A 25,368-nucleotide genomic window follows, 5' to 3' on the forward strand; every position below is an offset into this window, starting at 1 on the left:
TGTCAACTATTGAGTGAAATTTAATTAAACTCATACCATAAAAGACTCACATACAGACAGATTCGATCTAAAGCAAAAGTCACGATGCCGGTGTGCGCCGTGACTTTTTCGCTTTAGGAATGAATGGATAAGTTACAAACACCCGCCCCAGACAGAGGACCGGAATGATGTCATTCGGAAAACGTTAAGGTTTGACTACACATACCCGATCCAAAGCAAATGAACCGGTTCCATTGCCCTGAATCCGGATCGAATTAGTGCCTTGATTCAAATTCTTCGTCAAGGTATACGTAGAATACCCGTTCGCTCCCGAATTGCTCAGGGTGGTGATGCTGGCACCCTGTTCATTGACCAGCACGGCTGCCTGGGCTGATGTTGCCGTTGTGTAATACCGAATCTGAATCTGATAGGATCCGGCCAGAGGAACGGTATTGAGTGTAAACCGTCGGTTCGTACTGGAATTACTATAATTCCCTATTCGCTGACCTCCCGACGCAGCCGCATCATTCGTGATGGTGCCTGTTCCGGTCGTCAACGTGGCGTCTTCGGCTTCCATGCACACACTGTAGGAACTGCTGGCCGAAATCAATACGGATGTACTGGCTACCGCCGTACAACTCCCCACGGAAGCCGTCACCTGATACATACCGGAATTGACTGAAGTAGCCCCCGGAATGGTAGGATTCTGAGCAGTAGACGTAAAGCCGCCGGGGCCAGTCCAGCGATACGTAGCTCCCGCAGAAGCCGTTGCGGTCAGTGACAACGTTTGCCCTGTCACAACGGGACTGTTGCTGCTGGCATTAAGGGTAACCGATGGATTGACGGTAACGGTCGTAGTGGAAGGTACACTAATACAGCCGCCACTAACCTGACAAGTCGCAGTGTATGAAGTCGTAGCTGCGGGACTGATCACGAAAGAAGTAGTGGTTGCGCCGGTATTCCAGACGACCGAACCCTCGCAACCACTCGCCACCAGGGTAGCGGATTGCCCCGCACAAACCGTGGCGCTGGTCAGCGTTGGTGCCGATGGCGTGTTGCAGCGAACCAGACAGACCTGATCCAGCGCAAAACTGCCATTTCCATTCCCCTGAATACGAATGCTGTTGTCACCCTGTTTAAATGTTCTTGATGAACTATGCACCCGGAAACCACCGGACCAGGTTGTACTACTCTGTGGTAACGTAATGGTGCCGATTCCTTCATTAATCAATAAGGTGGCTTGTGGAGCGGCTTCTGGTGTGAGGTACCGGATTTGAAGCTGGTAAGAGCCTGCCAGCGGAAGGTTCGAAAAGGTAAACCGCCGGTTGGTGCTGCTGTTGCTGTAATTCCCGATAAACTTGCTCTGCGATGCCGCTGCGTCCGTTGCAATGGTTCCGGTACCAGTGGTCAGGGTCGCGTCTTCGGCTTCAATGCATACGCTGAATGAGGTATTGCCAGAAATGATAACCGTTGCCATCGCGCTAGTCGAACAAACACCGGTGGTGGCTGTCACGCTATAATTACCCCCGTGAATCGTACCAGCAACCGGAATGCTTACGGATGCGCCGGTAGCCACAAAGCCGTTGGGGCCACTCCATTGCAAAAGGGTTCCGGCCGGGGCTATCGCGGATAAATTCAGCGGTTGCCCCACCGTTACCGGGCTGTTGCTGGCCGTCGTGACCGTGAACGCTGCCTGTACCGTAACCACCACCGGACCAGAAGACGACCCGGCGACACCACCTGCCGTGCAGGTAGCGGTGTACGCAGTGGTAACAACCGGACTAACCGTAATAGAATTACCCGATGCTCCCGTCGACCAGTTGATGATTCCTCCGCAATTCGTGGCTGTTAGAATCGTGGATTGACCTGAACAAAGGGTTGTACTGCCGGTAATGATGGGCGTTTGCGTTGTGTTGATGACCGTAATGACCCAACTCGTAGAAACAGCACTGCCCGCAGCGTCCGTAGCCGTCACGGTCAGTGTCGTACTGCCGGAAACGGTTGGAATACCGCTGAGTTGACCACCCACTGCCGAAAGACCGGCCGGCATTGTACCGGTGATCGTGATGGAGGTAATCGGGCCGTCCGGATCGTAGAACGTCGTGGCCGGAATGGTGTAGTTGAGGGTTTCGCCGACAGCGACCAACAAAACTTGCAGTGGCGTGTCCACCACCGGAGGCTGATTCGGAGCGTCACCGATGGTCAATGTCCACTGCACTTCCGTGCTGGCACCCCGATTATCCGTGGCCACCAAACGAATCGGGTACTGACCCGGTTGTGTAGGAACGCCCTCCAGCCGTGGCCCAGAGGCTGCCAGTCCGGGAGGCAGGCTATCAGCGAGCACAACGACCGATACAATCGATCCATCGTCATCCCGGAATACTGAATCGGAAACGACGTATCGATACGGTTCTTTCCAAAGCGCCGTTTGGCTGGCCGGTGTCGTTATGACAAGGGGGGGCTGATTGGCTACCAACACCAGGGTATCGATTGTTAGTGCGCCATCATTATCCAACGCCCGGATTCGGATTGGAAACCGGCCAGAGGTTGCCAGCGTGCCGGTCAATGTTAATCCGCTGAGTTGCACACCGGCCGGAAAATCACCCGATTCCCAGCCTAGTTCAGTGACCTGACCATCAGTGTCCGTAACTACATCCGTTGCTAACGAATAGGAGAACGGTTTTCCTACCGTCACCACCTGAACCAATGAATCCAGGCGCAAAACAGGCCGGGCATTGACCCGGAGTTGAAAGGTCGTCGAGGTTGCCAGCCCCCCGTTGTCTTCGGCGCGAACCGTTAGGGTATACGTTCCGGTTTGGGTCGGCTGTCCGCTGAGTGTCGTGCCGCTGGCGATCAATCCGGTTGGCAATCCAGCGGCAACGACCCGGACTTGGGCAATCGTCCCGTCCGGATCGGTAAAGGTGCCGGGCGGAACGCTCCAGTTCACCGCTTCACCCTGATTCACCCGTTGATCCGGCAGCGTCAACGCCACGATGGGGGCTTGATTGGCGAGTGTATCGGTCGAATGGTAAACCAGGGTTTGGGATTGCCAGCCGGTGACCGAGCCGTCCCGAAAAATCGCCCGAATGGCATACCGATAGGTCGAATCCGCTTTCACCCGCTCATCCCAGGTAGTGGTTTGGGGTGCTGAGATAAATTGCCAGGGAGCCAAAGCGGATGTTCCTTCGGCGCGATACAGTTCATATTTTACCACGGTTGGATCGGTATAACGCCAGTCCAGCCGAACAGCATTCCGGCCCGCTTCTCCAGTTGCGTTCAAGACCGTCATCGGTGGGTGAACGGCGCTACGGGCTGCCAGACTCACCACCAGCGGTTCCAGCGGAAGGGATTGTAATTTCCCCGCATCCTCCGCTACGATATTGTAGGCGTAATCGCCCGGAGCCACCAATGGTTCATCCCGGTAAGTGGTATCGCCCGCCGTGAAAACACGGACGACCTGCCAGGTGGTGTCGACGCCGGTCAGGGCTTTTCGGTACAGCGTATGACGGACAACATCGGAACTGGCACTATTGGCCCAGCGAAGATTGACTCCGGCATCGGTTCGTTCGTAGCTTTTGATCCAGGGAGAGGCCGGTCGTAAGGTGTCGGGTCGAGTCAGCTTGAGCGGGAGTGATAAGGCCGACTGATTGAATTGCTGATCCACGGCCTGGACATAATAAAGCAAGTCCCGGTTTAACTGATTCAGCGCGACCGTGTCGGCCCAGGTTGCCGTCGGAAACGGTTCGCCGTTACGGGAAGAGGGCTCATCGCCCTCCCGCTCGGTGCTAAAAATTTTATATCCGAGTAAATCAGGCTCCGTATTGGGATCCCATTGGATCTGAACCCGGCCCATCAAATCGACGGTCCCCCGCAAACCAGTTGGAATGGCGGGGGGTAACGAATCGGCGGGTTGGACCAAAACCGGATACGACCGCAAGGTATCACCATCCAGACCCATCGCAACCACCGTAATATACTGCGGACCATTAACCGCTATTTTTTGTCCGTACTGGCTGATTATTGTGCTGGTATCGGTCGGGGCTAGATTGACTTTCAGCCGCACGAGTGTGCCATCGGCCGTCGGGGATGCGCCAATCCAAAAGTTCTGAATCAGCGTGTCGACGCGCGGCAATACCGTATCCGCCGGAAACCGCCAGTGTACTTCCAGGGTTCCCGCCGACGGAATGGTGGCCTGCGTGATCCGGGGGCTGTACGAAACCGGCGACTTTGATTGCCCAAAAACCACCGGAGAATAGCCCCACTCATCGAAGATGGTTTTCCCGCGGAGCCGGTAATAAAAGACCTGTCGTTTTTTAGGCAAACTATCCTGATAGCTGATGGTGTCCTGTTCCGCTCCGTTGCTCAACAGCGGCAAGGCATTGCGCCCCGCAAAGGTCTGACCGTCGGTAGACCGTTCGACCCAATAACTGTTAAAACCCCGTATGGTGGTATCCGCAGGCCATTGCAGCACAGCCTGTTGCGGTTCAAAACGAAGGAAGGGTCTGGCAATCGGCAGCAGTGGCAATGCATCCGACAGACCCATGATCACGTCACCCGGCGTAATGCCCGGCTGACCCGCCACCCGAATCCGGTAGCGGTATTGCTCACCGGATTGGGCGGTTTGATCGGTAAAACCCAGCGCAGCCAGACGGGCGGCTGAAAAACTCTGATCGGCCGCAACCAGGGCAAAGAAATAGCGCTGTTCGGAGGCTGTTGTGCTGTCCTGACTGACGGTCAGTTGATTGGTCGTATCCGCCGAAACTGTAGGGTCGGGTGCATACAGGGCTTCGTACAACGCCTGGTGAGCGAGACTATCGGGCAGCAGGTAGGGTTGCCACTGGGCCGTGACCGCCGGTTTCAGCGGTTGGGGCGTCAGGTTGACCGTCTCGGGTGTTGCCAGCAAAACGCCGTTGCGTTTCAGCGTCGTCCGCTCGATGAGGTAACCCGACTGATTCCCCTGCTGCCAGACGGTTTCATCGCCCGGCACCCACCGCAGCAGAATTTGTCCGGCCGGTTTAGCCCTTGCCACCACGTTGACTACCTGGCCTTGGGCCAGCGTTGAAAAACAACTCACCCAATACCCAATGAGAAGACCGAATAGAATGCGTTTCATAGAATTACAATGGCAAACTTATTGGCGGCATTGACTGCCCATTTCCAGGTTAAAGCGTACGGTTTGGTTAAATTTCCGGCCCAGTTTTAACCCCAGTGCCAGTCGCCCATCCAGCCAGGCCGGATTCGGCAAGCCCGCTTCCAGCAGAGCCGCTGCCGAAACGGTAATCAAGGGTCGTTTTCCAAAAATATAGACCCCAGCTTCGCCCTGCAGAAAGGCGTAGATTTGCCCCCGACCGTACCAGTTGTTGCTGCCAATGGTGGTTCGCCCCCCGCAGAACGGCGCATTGAACTCTTTCAACAGCATATCGAATCCGGCTCGGGCGGTTAGATTCAGATACGGTATCCACAAACGAATGCGCCAATCCAGCGATAGACTGGCTCCAAAGACGAATCCTTTCCCCAACACCGCATCGGCTTCCGCACTGGCCGGTCGGTCGGTTTGAAGAGCCGGATCATAGCGAAGTTCTTGGAGTACTTCCGTTGGTGGAGGGGGCATACCCGGAATCCGGTGCCCGATCATCAGGTAGCCATCGATCCGGATTTGGGGTCCCAGGTGCATCAGCAGTCCAATTCGCCGGCTTCTATCCGGATGGCCCAGGTGACAATACCATTCGTTTTCATCAAAGTGCATGACCATCCAACCGGCGCGGTTATTAGCGCCTGTTCCGCGTAATAGCCCACCCGCATTGACAAAGACCTCCGCATCGCCGTGGAAAGTATGGTGCTCGAAATCCATCAGCAAAGCGACCCGGCCCTGAATACTGCCCAGCGCGTTTCCTTCGGTGGCTCCGAATTCCTGTTTGGCTTTCTTTTCCAGCATTTCCTGGGTAAATACATCGCCAGCTAATACCTTTCCGGTATTGAGAACCATCGTTTTCAGTTTGTTTGCACCCGGAATATTGACGGATACCGTTCCGGTAAAAACCCCTTCCCCGAAGAGCCCAACCGAATTAAGCCCCCAATTTTGGTTGAAGATAATCTCCACGCCAGCCTGACCGGTGAAGGCTTTTTTGGCCGCCACCAGGCCCATCACGGCTTTAAAACCCAGTTGAATACTTTCAGTTGGTTCGTAACTGAGTGCGCTGCCAAATGCCCCCAGTACCCGTGGACGCATGTGGTGATACGCTCCGGCATAAATGGCGTTCATTTCCAGTGGCCCCGCCAACAGGATGGTGGGATTGAATGTCGTGCCCCCCATTGCATACCAGTACCGATAGTCGTCTTTGGCCCCAAACAGGGCTTCAGCGGTGAATTTCATTTTGTTGGAACTCCCATCCTGAGCGAGTTTACTTACGCCCAGGCTAACCGATCCCCGAAATCCCTTGCCATATACCGCATCATTTTCGAAAAGGCTGACGCAACCCGCCAGCGTAAGGTTGCTGACCGTCCCTTTGATACAGAAGTCCGACAGGGTAATTCCGTTGTTATTCCATTCGTGGATGCCGTTATTTTCCACAAATTTGCCATAAGCCGTCACCCCCGCCGTGGCGCCAAAGGTCTCCTTCATCAGGTTGACCCGAACTTGCAAATAGAGGGTGGCGTCTCCACTGTCGGCCGGTGCCGCAGCTACCCGCAATTCACTGACTGTGATCGAAAAACCGGCCAGTTTCTGATCGTTTTGATAACCCAAAGCACCGATTGTCAGCCGGGGTAAGTCGGTTTGCAGCACCAGATTCTCGAACGTAATCCCCTTGAATTGAAGCGTTGCAGCGCCCTCCGTGGCTTCGGTGCCATTCTTCATGGCATAAATACCCAGGCTACCGTGGAGTGTCGCCCGGGGTTTAAAGGTGCCGTTGACAACTTTCAATTCAATCCGTGATGACGGCTGAAGGGTCGCCGTGGCCCGCCAGAGTGGGAATTTGAGTGATTCGACAGCAAAAACTTCAAGCCCATAGTTGGCATTCTTCGTAATTTCGCCCCGGTAGCCTACGGGTGTGGTGGGTGCAATGGGCAATGTCAGTTGCCCTTGAAAAGCCCCACCAACGAGTTTATGTTTTTCAAACGCCAGTTCAAACCGATCCAGTGTCATAGCCCAACCCGATGCGGATAGCGGCTCACCATTCAGGGGGTTATTGACGGCTACCAGGGCGGTTAAACCCTGCCGGTCATACAGCAGATTAGTCGCTTCGATGGAAATGCGCTCCGTGCCACCACCCCGTGCTTTAAACTCAGGAGGCAGAATAATCCGGAATTGCTGAATATAAACGCCCTTCCAGGTGCCGGGATCTGAGCCATCCGGCAAACTGTTTTGAGGATCGTTGAAATAATCCGGCGGAAACAAAACGGCGTTGTCGTTTCGTTTGTCACTGAGATCCAGGACGGCCTGCGTCAACTGGAAGCCGAATTGTTCGTAGCCCGTCACGGCAAAGGGCGTGATGTCGACCTTCGCGATCAGGTCGCTGAAATCCGGGGCACTGACCTGAAAAGTGCCCATCACCTGCCCGGAACCGATAACCCCGCCAGTAACCGGTTCGATGGGCACCAGCATGCTGCGGGGAAACAGCACATCCCCGGCGACGCCCAAACCGACCAGACCGCCACAATTAAACGTTGCATACGTCAAATCTTCCGTAGCCCCCGTGAAACGGTTCAACCCACCCCGCAGCCGCAAGGTCATATTGCCCATCGGGACAATGTAATCACCCAGCAGCACCAGCTTAAAATCACCCGTCAATCCACCGTCGCGGGTAAAATGCACCTGATCGGCTCCAAAAAACAATTCGCGCTCATTGACACCCGAATACGGATCGGGCATCGAAGCCTTAATACGGGCAAAAACCGTCAGTTCCGCATGTTGGGAGAAAAACTTTACTTTCAGAATGCCCAGTTCAACGGTGCGGTTACCGATCTGTTTTTTGAGGCCGACCGGTAATACCGTTAAATCCTGCATTGTCAACTCTTCCACGTAGCCATTGCGGCTGTCTAAATAGCGAAACAGCGAAGCCGCTGAATCGCGTTCTGCCGAGGTAATGGCGGTCAACTGCGGCTGGATGGATGCGGTTTCTTCCCACCTGCCCCGTTGGTTTGTTTTCTGCCGGGAATGCATCCGCGACTGCCGGAGCGCCCCGTCCAATCCGACGAGGGTCGCCGGTGAAAGTGCCTGACTACCGGTGTTGATCCTGACCATCGTTGCCCCGACGGACGTTGCCCCACCGGCAGGTACTCCACTAGATGTGTTACCCGTCGGGAGGGGTCTGGTGGAAACCGTCGTAGACTGAGCCGGATCGGTACCGGCGGTTTTGCCATTGTCTGCCTGAGCCGTTGGAAGGCTCAATAGCATGCCAAACGACAAAAGCAGCCCCAAGACGGCCCGGAAAGCCGCTAAAGATCTCTTCATGAGGAAGACAGGATTACGAGTAGGAGACCGTCCGGCTGATTTCACCGTCGATTCAAACCCGGATGGTTAGTTTTTGGTGGCGGTAATCTGGTGCGTATACGTACCGGTATCGTCTACCTGTTTCAGCGTGAACGTCAGTGCTTTTCCTGCTATCGTGCCGCTTCCCTCGAAGGTTGTCGTTCCGAAATCATCTTTCATCGTTTGTTTCGACAGGGTGATCGTGTTGCCGCTCACGGTGGCTGGCCAGTAATCGAAAGCACCGAGGTCGGTATCGATCTGCAGTTGGACTTCATTGGCTTTGCTTCCTGCTTTGATGAGCACCTTCATGGGGTCAAAATCAAACTCGACGGTGGAGGACGACCCGGCCAACTGCCCTTTGGACGCCATCTTGCCGGTATACGTTCCGATGAAGGTTGCGGTGTCGGCCTGTGGGTCATCGCTGTCGTTTTTACAAGCCGAAAAACTGAGCAGAATCAAAACCGGTAAAATTGTTTTCAGGCAGAAGTGGAAAAATGGTGCAGACGTTTTCATGTGCATTTGATTGGTGTATGGATTGAATAAAATTGACTTATTTTCGGGTTGCTGTAATTTCGTGCGTGTATTGCCCCTGTCCATCGTCTTCCCGGAGCGTAACCGTGAGTTGCTGTCCGATGAGCGTGCCGGTGCCTTCGAAAACCACCTCATCGCCCGGGCCATACGTAAGTTTCTGGCTTTGTGTCGTGAATTTGGTGCCGTCGATCGTTGCCGTCAGCGGATCGTTGTAATCACCGAAAGGGCCGATAATTTTCCACTTGACTTCGTTTTCCTTGCTACCTGCCGTCATTTCAACGGTGATGGCCATGGTCTGGACGATGGCAGACCCCTGATTCGTCAAGCCGCCCGTCGTAACCATCTTACCAGCGTATTGGCCGATGCTGGAAGTGGTGATGGGTTCGGGATCGTCGCTGTTTTTGTTGCATCCGGCAAGCCCGACGCTCAGCAGCACAAACAGAACCGGTAGAAATTGAAAGCGTAAGGTGATGGATTTCATACATTTTATTGCTTGAGCAAACATTTTAAATGAGTTAATTTTTTTCATTTTTCTTCCTAGTTACTTGTAATTATGAGTTGATGTAACGCCTTTAAAACACATCCAGATAAAACCGCTCACCAAAATCTTCATAGCGAATACTGGCATCATGTCTGCGGGTTTCTTTATTGATTAATTGGTATTCTACATTTTTAAATCTCTTTTGATAGGAAGAATCATAATAAATGGCTTGTTGAAATGAAACGAGGGCAGTGCCATTTAATTCATCATAATTCATTTTATATTGAACAGTGGCTCTTTTTGTATTGTGATTTACCGTTCTATTTTCTTTGCCAATATCCAGGATATCAATACTGCGTTTACTACTTACTACATTATTTATATACAAACTTTGTAATCCTCCATCATAAATGGTTTTAGAAGTATCCTGTTGAATGTAGAGAAAAACTTCATCATCCTCAAATACATCATACTGCAATTCGTCATCGGAACATGGTATATTCTTTGTTCCAAATATATTTGTAGGATATTTGCTTCCATAAATATCTTTATAATAATTTAGACGACGAATAATAGCTCCAAGTTTTGTCCAATCTTGGGAATTATCACAAAAACAATTTAAACGCCTATATATAATTGTATAAGCGCTAGGAACTGGAGAACATGCTTCAATTATTTTCATCTGACTTGTTTCACAAGGTTGGCAAGCAGACTGGCTAAGCTTAAAAATAGTATAACCCCCTATTAAAAGCATAGTAAAAATGGTGATCTGCTTGGCTTTCATTTTTTACGGCACTTCTCAAATAGCTGTTTCACTTCTTTGGTTATTCGGATTGTTTGGCTTGAAGACTCTTCTCCTGTATTATACCATTGTATTTCATAAATTTCGCCATGATCGTAAATAATCCATAAAACAAAAGCATCTAATTCGTCAGCAGTATGAAATAAAGGACGATCTCTTGTATGATAAGTACTGTCATTCATATATTGGCCATGCTCGTAGAATTCCATTCGATACGAACCGTATTGTTTCAAATCGATAGTATCAGCAATTTGACATGCGTTTTGAGCAATAAATATTAGTAACGCAGCGCTATCTAAACGGTTTAAATTAACAATAAAAAAAAAATCTTCACGTCGAGGCAGTACATCTCCTTGATCTATATAGATCAAGGAGGGCTTAATAGGTACAACCCTCATAGGTCCGGATGGTATCTTAGTTACGTTTATTAGGTATTCGGCCAGAAACCACCCCGCTATTAGTAATAAAAATGAAAAAGGCAGTAACCACTTTCTAGTTGAAGTTTCCACGAAAAGTAAGTTTATAGTTGTACATAAAATTTTACAACTAAATTATATCTAAATAAAAGCGTTCTCCATTTCCTATGTATCTAATAATAATATCAGGTCTTGAATTAATATTAGATCGCAAAAAGTATGTACACTCACTAATTTTTTTATGAAACATTTGGTTACTACACCATAAATAAAAAGACTGTAATGTATTTAAATCAATAGTCTTATAATCACCTACTACTTGAACCAAGTTAGAGTTTATATTTTTGTACTTTATTGAAGACGTAGTAAATAAAATGTTCGATTTATCTTCTCCTCTAAACAATATCCTATTAATGGACTTATCCTCATAATTTAAATTAAAACTAACAAAAGTAGATTCTTTATTTATATAATCCCAATTCTGTTCATCCGCCCCGACATAATTCGGAAATTTATTTATATTATCTATAAATGAAAGCCCATAAAGCCCCCAGACAGTATCTTGCATTGATATACGATATCTGTTTATCTTTTTAAGATTTTGGCAATTATCTTTGAAACACCTTACCTCAATATAGCTAACGCCAGTATCTTTCCAATGAAAATTAAATAAGGATTCTTCACTAATACAATTAGCATATCTAACACCCTCATATATAACAGACGGCATTTTAATAACAGCAAAAATTAAGACAATAGAAATAAACAGTTTCTTGAGTAATTTCATTTAGTATATAATTGTCTAGGAGTAGATATCGTCGAACAGTCAACACTAATTACGGTACCATCTCTAATCTCGAAACAGCCTTGTCTCTTCAATTGAATCTCTGTAATAAACGGGCAAAAACCATCGCGCAGGTGCTGTAATATGAACATTGCATTTAATGCTGGATAAGACCCTTTTATGACATCATTTAAATCATCCCAATCTGACCCAAATGTATCCATCAATTGATAACCAAAAATAGCCATATATAACGCAGAGTTTTTCTGTTTATAAATATTTACAGTGATAATACTACCTTGAGTTCCACCCATGATACCAAACATATCATTAAATGGGATTGATGCTGGGTTCGAAAAATTTGGTAACGGTATTGCTTGGGCACCATCTCCAATAATATTCCTTTCAGTAATTTGATTTAATTGATTATCACGTATCCGCTCGAAGATTCTATTCTCAATTGATTGTGCATAAGAATTAAATACGCCAAAAATTCCCGGCTTATTTAAGCTTTGTAAAAAAGACTCTCCTTCACGAAAAATAAGACGCTGGCTTGTACCGCTGAAGAATCTACTACTTAAAGCCCTTGCAATATCTGCACTTACAACTAAAGACAGTCCTCGTGTAAAAATATCTTTTAGCTGATTAGTTGGCAATTTCCAATGCTTACCGTAATTAAGTTTACCATACCAGTCAGTTGAATTGTCAATGACTTGCTCAGAAGGATAGTCGGCACACTGACCCTGTACACCCTCCATCAGGGCCGCCCCTCCATGCACTAGTATATAGGTAAACTCCTCATAATCAATATTTAGTATTTGGCTTACCTCCTGTTGGTATTTACCTAGCTTTTGGTTAATTGACTCTTTGGCTTCAATATTCTGTTGAGCACTAGCATAGAAAGTCGGATTATTAATTATATTTTGTGTTTCACCTTTCATAGCATCTATCAAAGATACACCTTGATTTTTTTGCTCAGAGGTAAGATCTACTCGATTAGTTATTATATTCTGAAGACTATCCAAATTATTATTATAGGCATTCAATTGCACTATTTCTTCTGGAGTCCCTTGGAAGTTGGCAATTAGGTCTGTTATGTAAGCTGTTAATTTAGAAATGTCATTTGTCACATCAGTAATATTTTTTACTCCGCCCCAACTCGGATCATAAACCGACACCGCCGTTCCGCCCACCAACTCGTAGCACTCATTGACCAACACCCCGGTCAGCTCAATGGCAATCCGGGAGCCCTGCAAATACGGAATCTCCGTGTAGCCTACCCCATTCCAGCCTTCCGAACCGCCACCCCTCACCTCCGTCACGATGATGTCGAAATCAGCCGCCCGGATCGTGTCGCCCGGAGCCAGGTTGCTTAACCGGCTCCCGGTGTCGGGCAGCGGAATCGCGGGCGTCGTGCCACAGGCGTACGTGTGTGTCCGGGGTGTACACGGTTTGCTGCGAACCGTTAAATAGGCAGTACACGTATCCGACCCACTCATCAGCTTCACCGCATATTCCCCAATCGCCGTCGCTGACAAGGTTGGTGAGGTGCCCAAGCTAACAGCAGCACTCGTTCCACTGGTGCGACTCCATTGATACTGGTAACCCGCCAGCGATGCCCCTTCCAGGTGTTCCACCGATAGCGTCAGCGGTTGCAAAACCCCGCCTACCCTTGGCATCACATCGGTTTCCGTCTCCTGACTGTCGACGGCCTTGATGCGGATGTTGCAGCCCGAAACCGTCGTGTCGCAAGCTACCGTCAACAGCCCTCTGCTTTTATTTTTTGTCGTTCAGAATGTCAAAGAACAAGTGGACCAGCCGTTGCCAGTCCGGTTTTTTCAGGATGTTTTTTGATCGATACCCGGCATAGGATATCGATTGAGTTTGTCGCTAAATTGTGAGTTATTAGCAACAAATCATTCTATTAACTTGCATTCACAAACAATTTTAAAATTAACCTGATTATATTTCAACTACAACAAAATTTGAAAAATATTCATTATTTACTCTAAAATATATCCACATAAAACTGCTCACCAAAATACTCACAGCGAATGCTGGCATCGTGTCTGCTGGTTCCTTTATTAACTGATGATATTCCCCTCTTTTTTAACACACCTAGTTTTAATAAATGCGGTTCTCTGATATTTTCTGTGGAGTCTATATTAAAGCCTTATACGAAAAGCTCAACAAAGCCTAAATTTGATGTTTCTCATGTTCATAAAACTACCCAAAACGCCTTTTCCATAGAAATTGTCAGAGAACCAAATATTTTAATTTAACTATTTGACCTATTAATAAACACACAATCATAATAGGATACAGAATCCATCTTTGTACAGACTCTGTATTAAAATCATCAATTAGCAAATAAATTAATGGAGTACAAACAATAAGCCATTCCATTAGAATTGCTAAAGTTGCGTTCAATTTTGATGCAAAAAAAAATAAATAATCTAAAATCAATAAAACAATAAATATCGGAACCCAAAATACAGCAGTATATATCATACCAAATAACATATTCTCTATGCTGTGCAATAGTATCGATAATATGTTAAAGGCACTATGGTTCAGGTCATATAAGTAATCATTTGTCGCGGATGCAATAAATATTGCTATCGAATATGACACCAAGTTCGATAAATTTAAAACTAGCAATTTTTTGATCATATAGAATTCATTTTCCACATTCTCCTGATTCGCAATCAGGAGCTGGCAATTTAATATAATTTTGGTGGTTCCAATCAGAGATTAACAGTGATTGAGTTGGACCAGTATCACCTACAAAAACCAAATTAGAAGTTGTTTTTAATCTCCCATCTTGATCAATTGGAATCTGAATGGTAAATATTTTTGAGTAGTCATACGTATTTACCATTAGTTCAGGGCCTAATCTAAGTCTATTTGGTGCCGCATAAGTATGTAAAAATACTGCATTACCAAAATTATCTTCAATAAAAGCCTCATATGCGGGAAATGCTTTCCCTTTAATTATTGCTGTAACGCGAAGGTAGTAATTACCACTGCTTTTAACAATTTTTAAACTTAATTCGGCCTTCCAATCAATATCAGGTGCTAATATTCCACCAGTAACCAAAGGATCACTTCCTTCCATTTGGACTTGTAATTTCCCTCGATCAAGGATTGTCTTATCTCCAACCACTACCGCGAAAGCCTGGTCTTCAGGATGATTAATAAAGTTCTTATATCCAATTGTCCTGCTGGAAAACCGATCTGAAAAAATAATTTTTTGGCTCTTTAAATCAATCTTTGTTATTTGGTGTATTCTAGCAGTTGCTTTTCCAATTGAGTAGTCTTGTGATGAAGTCAGTAGTGAAAACCCTCTATTGTCTCCTGCAAAAGATCTTTGAAACGTTCCAAATAAATCTCCAAATCGTTTCCAAGGAGCAAATGATCTATGGACAAAGGTGAACTGTGCCTGAGACAACTCTCTATCCGTAGGCTCACTTTCATATTGCTTTCTATTTATATCTAAGTTACTAAATCCAGTTATAATATCATTTTTCTTAGCATCACAATTTCCTAAATTTGTTTCATTTTTAAATGTAGCAATCCTATTGTTAGGGCTAGAATTACAGTTTGGATCATTTTTAAATATATGGTAATCTGATATTACTGAATCTAACTTTAGTAGTTGAGCTTGTCTTTGTTCTTCAGTAAGAGCAAAATCATTTAAAATGCTACTTCTTAAAGAATCGATTGAATTATCGATTTGAGCATAATTATTTTGGAGTTCAGCCAAATTAGAGAAGTGGTCAATTATATCAACTGTAAGTTTTTCTTGTACTTTTAAAGGGTTAAGGATTTGGTCTACTTTTTTTACTTCCTTCCAACTCGGATCATACGCCGACACCGCCGTCCCTCCCACCAACTCGTAGCACTCATTGACCACCACCCCGGTCAACTCGATGGCAATCCGGGAGCCCTGCAAATACGGAATCTCGGTGTAGCCCACCCCGTGCCAGCCTGCCGAACCGCCACCCCTCACCTCCGTCACAATGATGTCGAAGTCAGCCGCCCGGATCGTGTCGCCCGGTGCCAGGTTGCTTAACCGGCTCCCGTTGTCAGGCATCGGAATCGCGGGCGTCGTGCCACAGGCATACGTGTGCGTGCGGGGGGTACACGGTTTGCTGCGGACCGTCAGATAAGCCACACACGTGTCCGTCCCACTCATCAGCTTCACGGCGTATTCTCCAATCGCCGTCGCCGAGAGCATCGGCGTGGTGCCCAAGCTGACAGCCGCCCCGGTTCCCGTCGTGCGCGTCCATTGGTAACTATACCCCGCCAGCGAAGCCCCTTCCAGGTGTTCCACCGACAGCAGCAGCGGTTGTAGAGTTCCTCCTACGCGCGGCAGCACATCGATTTCCGTCCCCTGACTATCGACTGCCTTGATGCGGATGTTGCAGCCCGAAACCGTCGTGTCGCAAGCCACCGTCAACAGTCGACTTCCCGCCCGGCAGGTGTCGATTCCCGTTACTTCGTAGGCATCGATCCGGTACGTGCCTTCTTTCAAGCCCGTAAAAACCGCCGGGCTGTTGGGCAAAATCGACCTCAGTTGGTAGCTCGTTTGCCCACCGTTCACCACCGGCTGGTAGAGCGCAATCTGTAGCTGCCCGCTGGCATGGGCGTTCTTCACCTTCACCGTAATCCGGCCCCGGCGCGTGGTGTCTGCCGCCGAAAAGTCGCAGTCCGCCAGCGGTTCGCCATCGAACGCCAGGGTGCAATTCACCGACGGTTGTACCGTCACCGGAACGGAAGCCACGGCCGGACAGGCGGCTCCGCTATACGCCCGAACCGTGTACGAACCACTCATGCCCACGGTCGCATTCGGGCGGTTCACCGACTGTCCCGTGACCATAAAACCGCCCGGACCGCTCCATTCATAACGGGTAGCCCCCGCAGCCGTCGCGCTCAGGCTGATGGTTTGCCCGGTCGTATAGCTGGTTTGGCCGGTCGTGGCGCTGGCACCGGTGGGCGCGGTTTGCACCAAAATCCCGATGGCATTGGAAGCCTCACTGGCCACGTTGCTCACCACGCAGGTCGCCGAGTAGGTCGTTGTGGCCGTCGGCGCAAACCGGATGCGGTTGCCCGTCATCCCGTTCGACCACCGCACCAGTCCTTCACAGCCGTCGGCATCCAGTTGCAGGGTGTCACCCTGACACAAGGCGGTCTGGTTGGTGCGGATGATGGGGGCCGGAACCGTAATCCGTTGAACGGTCACCGAAGCGGTGGAACTTTGAGGCCAAAGGCCAGTTGTTGCAAACCACCTTTTGACCCGTTTGCTGCTTATATTTTGTCGTTCAGAATGTCAAAGAACGGGTGGATTAGCCGTTGCTAATACGGTTTTTCCGTGGCAGTTATTTGATTAATACCTGCCACAAGATATCGATTGAGTTTGTCACTAAATTGTGAGTTATTAGCAACAAATCATTCTATCAACTTGCATTCACAAACAATTTTAAAATTAACCTGTTTATATCTTAACTGCAATTAAAATTGGATAATATTCATCGTTTTCTTTAAAATATATCCAAATAAAACCGCTCACCAAAATCTTCATAGCGAATGCTAGCATCGTGTCTGCGGGTTTCTTTATTGATTAATTGGTATTCCACATTTTTAAATTTCTTTTGATAGGCCGAATCATGATGAATGGCTTGTTGAAATGAAATGAGGGTATAGCTGTTTAATTTGTCATAATTGATTTGATATTTTACCATTACTGCACTGGAAATTTGAGTAACTTGTCTATTTTCATTTCCTACATCCAATAAACTAATTTTACGGTCTTCAGGGTACATAAATTGGTTAATATATATCTCTTTGAGAGCGCCATCATAAATAATTTTTGACTGATCCATTTTAACATATAAAAAAATTTCACTATCATTAAATTTCTCATATTGAAATTCATCACTATTACAGGGCATATCTTTTGTACCGAATAAATTTTCAGAATACCTAGTCCCTTTCCCTGATTCATTATACCGCAGTTGGCGAATTACCAAACTAAGACCTTTCCAAGCAGCTGGGTCATCACAAAAACAATTTAATCTATTGTAAGTAATATCATAAACACTACTATTTGGGTGACACCACCACAGTAATCTTAAATGATCATTTTTGCAATTTTTACAAGAATTGGTATTAATATTATAAAATGCATAAGTTATAATACATAAAAACAAAAACACTATTAATATTCTAGTTTTCATTCTATTGTTTGTTCATTAATTAATTTGGCAGAAATTCTAGTCTGGAATGGATGTCCAACGCCCCAATAATGTTGCAACATAAAAAATGCCGAAAGACTTGAACTGAATGATTTCTTAAAATCTTTTCCATTAATATCTCCAGCATCGGCACCATACCAGTCCATAATATGAAAAGTTGCATTTAATTTTTGCACTTTATAATCAAAAGATTTCAAGTTTTTATTGAGAAAATTAGTGCCTTTTTGAGTGATAGTTTTTAATTCCATTTCTACCCTTATTTTTTGTGTACCACCCATTATACCATAAAAATCATAAAAAGGTATTTCAGTGGCAATACTAAAATTAGGCAAACCAATAGCTTCTGGGTTCTTTTTCACATCAAATACAAATTCACCGGTTAAGCCCTTAAACTTCCCTTCTTTAATAGATGAATTAACCCTATTGATAAATTTAGAAATGTAGGGATGAGAAAAAGTATCATTATAATATTCTATTAATTTATTAGATACAGGATCTCCAACCTCAAAAGCTACTTCAGCCTGTTTACCACTATAGAAATTATTAATTATTCTATTCTCTGAACTTGTTGAAAGTATATCTCGCACTCCCAATGCAGCGTCAACAATAAAACCATTTTCATAAATATCTCGTGTAAATTTCTCTGTATAGTTTAAATTTAAGTATTCATTCCAATAACCTAGTACTCCACCATTTTCAACTATTTTCTTTTCAATCAATTCCATATCAGCCGATGTATGAATCTTATTTGATATTTCTTCTTTTATATCCTTGCCTGAAGTGTCTTGCCACTGAAATTTACCAAATTCAAGAGTATTTAGATCTTTTTTTACCACCTGTTCTGGAAGGCCTTCATTCATCATGTCAATGAGATCCTGAGGATTAGGACAGGCAATAGCGGCTCTTCTACCATTGTGAGAATTTGATAAAGAATCGCAAGATACTAATTCATTCAATTTAGCTTGAATTATAGTCGTATTATGAATAATAGCTTCTTTAGCTTCCTGCGGAATGCCGTCATCGTCCTGGTAGGCTTGCTTCACTTCATCAAGCTTTTTCGTATATTCTTCCAGCTTTGCTTTGTCACTAGGTGTGTAGACTGCTAGCAAATCTTTTATGGCCGTGACTGCATTTGTCACTACTTCATCAATAGGCTTAACTTCCGTCCATTTCGGATCATACGCCGACACCGCCATTCCGCCCACCAACTCATAACAATCATTGACCACTACCCCAGTCAGCTCAATGGCAATCCGGGAGCCCTGCAAATACGGAATCTCCGTGTACCCCACCCCATTCCAGCCTTCCGAACCGCCACCCCTCACCTCCGTCACAATGATGTCGAAATCAGCCGCCCGGATCGTGTCGCCCACCGCCAGATTGCTCAATCGGCTCCCGATGTCGGGCAGCGGAATGGCGGGCGTCGTCCCACAGGCATACGTGTGCGTCCGGGGTGTACACGGTTTGCTGCGAACCGTCAGGTAAGCCGTACAGGTGTCCGACCCACTGATTAGCTTCACGGCGTATTCCCCAATCGCCGTCGCCGAGAGCGTCGGAGTAGTCGCTAGACTGACAGCCGCTCCGGTTCCCGTCGTCCGCGTCCATTGATAACTATACCCCGCCAGCGATGCCCCTTCCAGGTGTTCCACTGACAGCGTCAGCGGTTGCAAAACCCCGCCCACCTGCGGCATCACATCGGTTTCGGTATTCTGACTGTCGACGGCCTTGATGCGGAGGTTACAGCCCGAAACCGTCGTGTCACAGTCCACCGTCACCAGTAGGCTTCCCGCCCGGCAGGTATCGATTCCCGTTACTTCGTACGCATCGATCCGGTACGTGCCTTCCTGCAAACCCGTAAAAACCGCCGGGCTGTTGGGCAGAATCGATGTCAGTTGGTAGCTCGTTTGGCCACCGTTCACCACCGGCTGGTAGAGCGCAATATGCAATGGGCTATTAACCTGTTCATTTTTCACCTTCACCGTAATCCGACCCCGGCGCGTGGTGTCAGCCGCCGAAAAGTCGCAGTCCGCCAGCGGTTCGCCATCGAACGCCAGGGTGCAAGTCACCGACGGTTGAACCGTCACCGAAACGGAAGCTACGGCCGGACAGGCGGCTCCGCCATATGCCCGAACCGTGTATGAACCACCCATGCCCACGGTCGCACTCGGGCGGCTCACCGACTGGCCCGTAGCCATAAAACCGCCCGGACCACTCCATTCGTAGCGGGTAGCCCCCGCAGCCGTCGCGCTCAGGCTGATGGTTTGCCCGGTCGTATAGCTGGTTTGGCCCGTCGTGGCGCTGGCACCGGTGGGCGCGGTTTGCACCAAAACCCCGATGGCATTGGAAGCCTCACTGGCCACGTTGCTCACTACGCAGGTCGCCGAGTAGGTCGTTGTGGCCGTCGGCGCAAACCGGATGCGGTTGCCCGTCATCCCGTTCGACCACCGCACCAGTCCTTCACAGCCGTCGGCATCCAGTTGCAGGGTGTCACCCTGACACAAGGCGGTCCCGTTGGTGCGAATGATGGGGGCCGGAACCGTAATCCGTTGCACGGTCACCGAAGCGGTGGGGCTTTGGCAATTGTTGTCGATGCAACGGGCCGAGAAGGTGGTAGTTTGGGATAGCGTTACCATCAAGACAACCCCCGTCGAGGTACCGCCCGGCCCGGACCATTCCACCTGAAAAGCACAACCCGACGCCGTTAGCGTGACGGTCTGGGGGCCGGAGATCGCGGCAGGGAACGCATTGACTGTCGGGGCACTCATCGGGCAACAATCGGTGGTGAGGATCCACCGAGTCTCGTTATACGTCGCCGAACCCGTTGCCATGTCCCGTTCCTCGCGTTCCAGGCGATTGACGGTAGGGTTACAGCGGACATTACCGGTAGTTTGCCAGTTACCTCCAGGGGTGCAAGTCTGACCGGTCTGAGTCCAACGCGTTTGATTATACGTCGATGATCCAGTAGCGGTATCTTTCTCCTCTCGTTCTTGGAGATAATTGGTCGACGCATCGCAACGGAACGCACCCGTTCCCTGCCAATCCGCACCGGGCGTACAGGTCTGGCCCGTTCCGATCCAACGGGTTTGATCATAGGTTGGCGAACCTTGGGTAATGTCTCTTTCTTCGCGTTCTTGTTGAAAGCTAGTGGAAGCGTCACAGCGGAATAAACCTGTACTCTGCCAGTCTGCACCCGGTGTACAACTCTGACCGGTCTGCACCCAACGGGTTTGATCGTAAGTTGGTGAGCCTAGTGCAACGTCCCGTTCCTCGCGTTCCTGTTGATAATTCGTGGAGCCATCACACCGGAACGCACCCGTTCCCTGCCAATCCGCGCCGGGTGTACAAGTTTGCCCCGTTCGGATCCAACGGGTCTGATCATAAGTTGGTGAACCTTGAGCGACATCCCGTTCTTCACGCTCCTGTTGATAATTGGTCGAAGCGTCACAGCGGAATAAACCCGTGCTCTGCCAGTCCGCGCCCGGTACACAGGTCTGCCCCGTCCCGATCCACCGGATTTGGTCGTACGTGGACGAACCTTGGGCAACATCGCGTTCCTCGCGTTCCTGTTGATAATTCGTGGAGCCATCACACCGGAACACACCCGTTCCCTGCCAGTCTGCACCGGGCGTACAACTCTGACCGGTGGGAACCCAACGCGTTTGATCAAAAGTAGAAGAACCTTGAGCGACATCCCGTTCTTCGCGCTCCTGCTGATAATTTGTGGAGCCATCGCAACGGAATACACCCGTTCCCTGCCAGTCCGCGCCGGGTGTACAGGTCTGACCGGTTTGAACCCAACGCGTTTGATCGTACGTGGACGACCCCTGGGCGACGTCCCGTTCTTCTTGTTCTTGTTGATAATTCGTCGAAGCGTCGCAACGGAATACGCCCGTGCCTTGCCAGTCCGCGCCGGGCGTACAGGTCTGACCGGTGGGAACCCACCGCTTTTGATCGTATGTGGACGAGCCCTGAGCGATGTCCCGCTCCTCGCGTTCTTGCTGATAATTGGTCGAAGCGTCGCACCGGAATGCCCCCGTTCCCTGCCAATCCGCGCCGGGCGTACAGGTCTGACCGGTCTGCATCCAACGGGTTTGATCGTAAGTCGGTGAGCCTTGAGCAACGTCCCGCTCCTCGCGTTCCTGTTGATAATTCGTGGAGCCATCACACCGGAACGCACCCGTTCCCTGCCAATCCGCGCCGGGCGTACAGGTCTGACCCGTTTGAATCCAACGCGTTTGATCGTACGTGGACGAACCTTGGGCGACGTCCCGTTCTTCTTGTTCTTGTTGATAATTCGTCGAAGCGTCACAACGGAATACGCCCGTGCCTTGCCAGTCCGCACCGGGTGTACAGGTCTGACCCGTTCCAATCCAACGGATTTGATCGAATGAAGGCGAACCCTGAGCGACATCCCGCTCCTCGCGTTCTTGCTGAAAATTCGTAGAACCATCACAACGCAACACGCCGGTTCCTTGCCAATCCGCACCGGGCGTGCAGGTCTGACCCGTTCCAATCCACCGCACTTGATTGTACGTGGACGAGCCTTGGGCAATATCGCGCTCCTCCTGCTCCTGTTGATAATTCGTTGAACCATCGCATCGGAAATTGCCCGTGCCTTGCCAGTCCGCGCCGGGTATACAACTCTGACCGGTTTGAACCCAGCGTGTTTGATCATACGTGGACGACCCTTGAGCTACGTCCCGCTCTTCACGCTCCTGTTGATAATTGGTCGAACCATCACACCGGAAATTGCCTGTGTTTTGCCAATCTGCGCCGGGCACACATGTTTGACCGGTTGGAATCCACCGCGTTTGATCATACGTGGACGACCCTTGAGCTACGTCCCGCTCTTCCCGTTCCTGTTGATAATTCGTGGAGCCATCACACCGGAACGCGCCTGTTCCCTGCCAAGCCGCACCCGGCACACAGGTCTGACCTGTTCCGATCCAACGGGTCTGATCATAAGTCGGTGAGCCTTGGGCAACGTCCCGTTCTTCGCGTTCCTGTTGATAATTGGTCGAAGCATCACACCGGAACGCGCCCGTTCCCTGCCAGTCTGCACCCGGTACACAACTCTGACCGGTGGGAATCCAACGCGTTTGATCGAATGAGGGAGAACCTTGAGCAACGTCCCGTTCTTCGCGTTCCTGTTGATAATTAGTCGACGCATCACACCGCAATGCACCCGTTCCCTGCCAGTCTGCGCCGGGCGTACAGGTCTGACCAGTGGGAATCCAACGCGTCTGGTCATAAGTCGGTGATCCCTGGGCGACGTCTCGCTCCTCACGTTCTTGCTGATAATTGGTCGAAGCGTCGCAACGGAATGTACCTGTTCCTTGCCAGCTAGCATTGGGTATGCAACTCTGACCGGTTTGTACCCAGCGGGTCTGATCGTAGGTTGAGGAGCCCTGAGCGATGTCGCGCTCCTCGCGTTCCTGTTGATAATTCGTGGAGCCATCGCAACGTATATTTCCCGTATTTTGCCAATTAGCTCCCGGTATGCAACTCTGCCCGGTCGGAATCCAGCGGGTTTGATCATACGTCGGTGATCCTTGGGCAATGTCCCGTTCTTCGTGCTCTTGTTGATAATTCGTCGAAGCGTCGCACCGGAATACGCCCGTTCCCTGCCAATCCGGCGGAGATGGACAGGTCTGGCCGGTCGTTATCCAGCGAAGCTCACCCGAGGTTGGCGAACAACCAGCGTTATCCCGTTCCTCCCGCTGTTCCTGATAGCCTGTTGAAGCATCACAACGAATGGCACCCGTTGTTTCCCATCTTGGCTGGCTGTCGCAACATTGGCCTGTTGCTGTCCAACGGAAATTACTCGACGATGGAGAGCAAAAACTTTCGTCCCGCTCTTCCCGTTCAACAATCCCATTATTACAACGAGTTTGGCCATTTGGCATCCAACGTGGTCCCGAATAGCAACCGCAAAAATTTGTAGTTACCCATTGTATATGCCCACTTGTAGTTGAACAGCCGTTAACATCTACTTGCTCTTTTTCCAGCCACTCTGGCCAATCAGGGTTACAACGCGTATTTCCGGTATCCTGCCAGCTAGCCGAGCTATTGCATCCGCAAGGATCAACCAATACCCATTGCTGCTGACCAAAAGTCGGTGAACAGCTATTTTTATCTTCTTGTAATTTGTCTAATCGCGTTCCTACACATACAGTCTCTCCTACATCCTCCCACTGAGGTTGGGTATTCGTACAAGTACCGGGTCCACCAGGGCCACCCGGACCTCCGGGTCCGCCTGGACCGGTAACACAACTGGACACATAAACCGGATCGCTGGATTGATCTGCACACCCGCCAGAACCGGTGTTGCAACTAACCGTATAGGTTCCATTCCCACCACTGTTACAGGCAATGATCGTGTTTTGTCCCAACGTTGGACTCAGATAAATTCCTTCCCGAAGCCAAAGGGGCGTTCCCAAACAGTTATACACAGTCAATACACCCCCCGCATCCGTTACGATAGGTTTAGCGCTAGGATCATCACAAGGCGAATCGGATAGTGGTGTCGCTCCTTGTGGTGTCGCCCCTTGTGCGCCTTTGATGGGTTTCGATGGGGCAAAGGAATAATTGACGGCTACCACACAAGCAGCATTCTGTTTTTCACGGACGTAGACGGTGCCGTTTTTGGTAGAATGTCGGGGAAAGAAATTGGTCGGATAAAACGTGATATTATCCAGGCTGTATACATAACTGGTCGGGTTTTCCAACACCTCGATCACCAAGACCCCCGCCACTGGCTCATAGACCCGAACCTGACTGGCCTCAAGGGTACAGACAGGCTGGAGATCCGGCACCAATTCCGCTTTCTTCTCAAAAAGACTTTGTGTACTGACGTCTTTAGGCCCTCTCAGAAGCGTAAAAGGTTCCGGTGAGTACCGGGCAAACTTCCCTTTAACCGTATACTCGACAGCGGGTTTGGATTGCAGATCAAGCGTCGTTCCGATCAGGTCGTAATAAGTGCCGCCGGTAATTACAAATCCGTCGGGCAACAGCAGTTTGAGGGAAAATGATTTCTGCTCCTCAAAAAAGAATAGCAGGCTGGGTGGAATATCGAGCAATTCGGCCCGGATGGTTAGCTCAATCTCTTCACCAACGGTGATCGTCGTTTTATTGGCGGTCAGGATAAACCGGACCGGGTCTACACTGTTTTTCAGGGATCGTACGGGGCTCAGCCGGAAGGGCCTCGCCGGAATCGCTTCCGGCCGTTTTAATCCTGATTGGAATGGATTTTCAGACGGAGCTGTTCCAATCTTAGAGAACCGGTTGGTTGGGCCATACGTACCTACTTTAGCTTTTGGCGTCCGCTTACTACCATCTGGCAATTCCTCCGAATTGCTAAAAGCAATACCATATAAATTGGATGCACAAACAATTATAAGTACAATAAACTGTATGAACGAAGTATAGCGTTTTCCCATACAAAAAAAAGGAGACAGAGTCGGTCTAAAATGCGCTACTTAAAAGGGTTTCCCATCCGGACTTGCCCAGCGAATGGCACGCAAGATGGGATTGCATTTCACAAAAACCAACTTGTTTTTGTCTGGCAACACTAGAATTGCTAAATGTCACTTTTTATGTTACCAGCCCATTTAACAGACAAACAACAAGTGACTTTTTGAAGCGAAAA

General features: G+C 49.0%; 12 protein-coding genes. 1 reads left to right on the plus strand and 11 read right to left on the minus strand.

Going from position 1 to position 25,368, the window contains the following annotated elements:
• Positions 1-184: 184 nt before the first annotated feature.
• The 8 genes from DUE52_RS07710 to DUE52_RS07745 form a co-directional block, all read right to left on the minus strand.
• Complete coding sequence (locus DUE52_RS07710; protein WP_114405408.1) at positions 185-5,092, minus strand: putative Ig domain-containing protein; 4,908 nt, start codon at positions 5,090-5,092, stop codon at positions 185-187.
• 18 nt (positions 5,093-5,110) lie between these two features.
• On the minus strand, positions 5,111-8,431 hold the full coding sequence (locus DUE52_RS07715; RefSeq protein WP_133299784.1) for a hypothetical protein: 3,321 nt from the start codon (positions 8,429-8,431) through the stop codon (positions 5,111-5,113).
• Positions 8,432-8,497: 66 nt separating this feature from the next.
• The gene (locus DUE52_RS07720; RefSeq protein ID WP_114405410.1) at positions 8,498-8,962 is read right to left on the minus strand and encodes a hypothetical protein; all 465 of its coding nucleotides are present in this window, start codon (positions 8,960-8,962) and stop codon (positions 8,498-8,500) included.
• Positions 8,963-8,999: 37 nt separating this feature from the next.
• A complete protein-coding gene (locus tag DUE52_RS07725; RefSeq protein ID WP_114405411.1) occupies positions 9,000-9,461 on the minus strand; it encodes a hypothetical protein in 462 nt (153 codons plus the stop codon).
• A 91-nt stretch (positions 9,462-9,552) separates the two neighbouring features.
• A complete protein-coding gene (locus DUE52_RS07730) occupies positions 9,553-10,245 on the minus strand; it encodes a hypothetical protein (protein WP_114405412.1) in 693 nt (230 codons plus the stop codon).
• On the minus strand, positions 10,242-10,772 hold the full coding sequence (locus tag DUE52_RS07735) for a hypothetical protein (protein ID WP_133299785.1): 531 nt from the start codon (positions 10,770-10,772) through the stop codon (positions 10,242-10,244). Before DUE52_RS07735 ends, DUE52_RS07730 begins: the two co-directional genes overlap by 4 nt.
• A gap of 37 nt (positions 10,773-10,809) precedes the next feature.
• Complete coding sequence (locus DUE52_RS07740; RefSeq protein ID WP_114405414.1) at positions 10,810-11,466, minus strand: hypothetical protein; 657 nt, start codon at positions 11,464-11,466, stop codon at positions 10,810-10,812.
• Positions 11,463-12,785, minus strand: coding sequence for a hypothetical protein (locus DUE52_RS07745; protein ID WP_133299786.1), 1,323 nt, complete (start codon positions 12,783-12,785; stop codon positions 11,463-11,465). The genes DUE52_RS07740 and DUE52_RS07745 overlap by 4 nt, the downstream gene beginning before the upstream one ends.
• Position 12,786: 1 nt before the next feature.
• On the opposite strand from DUE52_RS07745, the gene DUE52_RS32355 reads away from it, so the two are divergent.
• The gene (locus DUE52_RS32355) at positions 12,787-12,936 is read left to right on the plus strand and encodes a hypothetical protein (protein WP_165840889.1); all 150 of its coding nucleotides are present in this window, start codon (positions 12,787-12,789) and stop codon (positions 12,934-12,936) included.
• Between the two features lie 1,207 nt (positions 12,937-14,143).
• On the opposite strand, the gene DUE52_RS07755 is transcribed toward DUE52_RS32355, so the two are convergent.
• The 3 genes from DUE52_RS07755 to DUE52_RS07770 form a co-directional block, all read right to left on the minus strand.
• Positions 14,144-16,708: a hypothetical protein gene (locus tag DUE52_RS07755; protein WP_114405417.1), complete on the minus strand. Its 2,565-nt coding sequence runs from the start codon at positions 16,706-16,708 to the stop codon at positions 14,144-14,146.
• A 298-nt stretch (positions 16,709-17,006) separates the two neighbouring features.
• Positions 17,007-17,702 (minus strand): hypothetical protein, encoded by a 696-nt coding sequence (locus tag DUE52_RS32060; RefSeq protein WP_133299787.1) that lies wholly within the window; start codon positions 17,700-17,702, stop codon positions 17,007-17,009.
• Positions 17,699-25,063: a hypothetical protein gene (locus DUE52_RS07770; RefSeq protein ID WP_133299788.1), complete on the minus strand. Its 7,365-nt coding sequence runs from the start codon at positions 25,061-25,063 to the stop codon at positions 17,699-17,701. The genes DUE52_RS32060 and DUE52_RS07770 overlap by 4 nt, the downstream gene beginning before the upstream one ends.
• Positions 25,064-25,368 lie beyond the last annotated feature (305 nt).

It is taken from the genome of Larkinella punicea (assembly GCF_003334855.1).
GTDB lineage: Bacteria > Bacteroidota > Bacteroidia > Cytophagales > Spirosomataceae > Larkinella > Larkinella punicea.

Excerpts from the sequence above, each read along its gene's own strand:
- DUE52_RS32355 (WP_165840889.1), top strand. The coding sequence starts at position 12,787 with ATGATGTCGAAATCAGCCGCCCGGATCGTGTCGCCCGGAGCCAGGTTG.
- DUE52_RS07715 (WP_133299784.1), bottom strand. The coding sequence starts at position 8,431 with ATGAAGAGATCTTTAGCGGCTTTCCGGGCCGTCTTGGGGCTGCTTTTG.
- DUE52_RS07720 (WP_114405410.1), bottom strand. The coding sequence starts at position 8,962 with ATGAAAACGTCTGCACCATTTTTCCACTTCTGCCTGAAAACAATTTTA.
- DUE52_RS07740 (WP_114405414.1), bottom strand. The coding sequence starts at position 11,466 with ATGAAATTACTCAAGAAACTGTTTATTTCTATTGTCTTAATTTTTGCT.
- DUE52_RS07710 (WP_114405408.1), bottom strand. The coding sequence starts at position 5,092 with ATGAAACGCATTCTATTCGGTCTTCTCATTGGGTATTGGGTGAGTTGT.
- DUE52_RS07730 (WP_114405412.1), bottom strand. The coding sequence starts at position 10,245 with ATGAAAGCCAAGCAGATCACCATTTTTACTATGCTTTTAATAGGGGGT.
- DUE52_RS07725 (WP_114405411.1), bottom strand. The coding sequence starts at position 9,461 with ATGAAATCCATCACCTTACGCTTTCAATTTCTACCGGTTCTGTTTGTG.
- DUE52_RS32060 (WP_133299787.1), bottom strand. The coding sequence starts at position 17,702 with ATGAAAACTAGAATATTAATAGTGTTTTTGTTTTTATGTATTATAACT.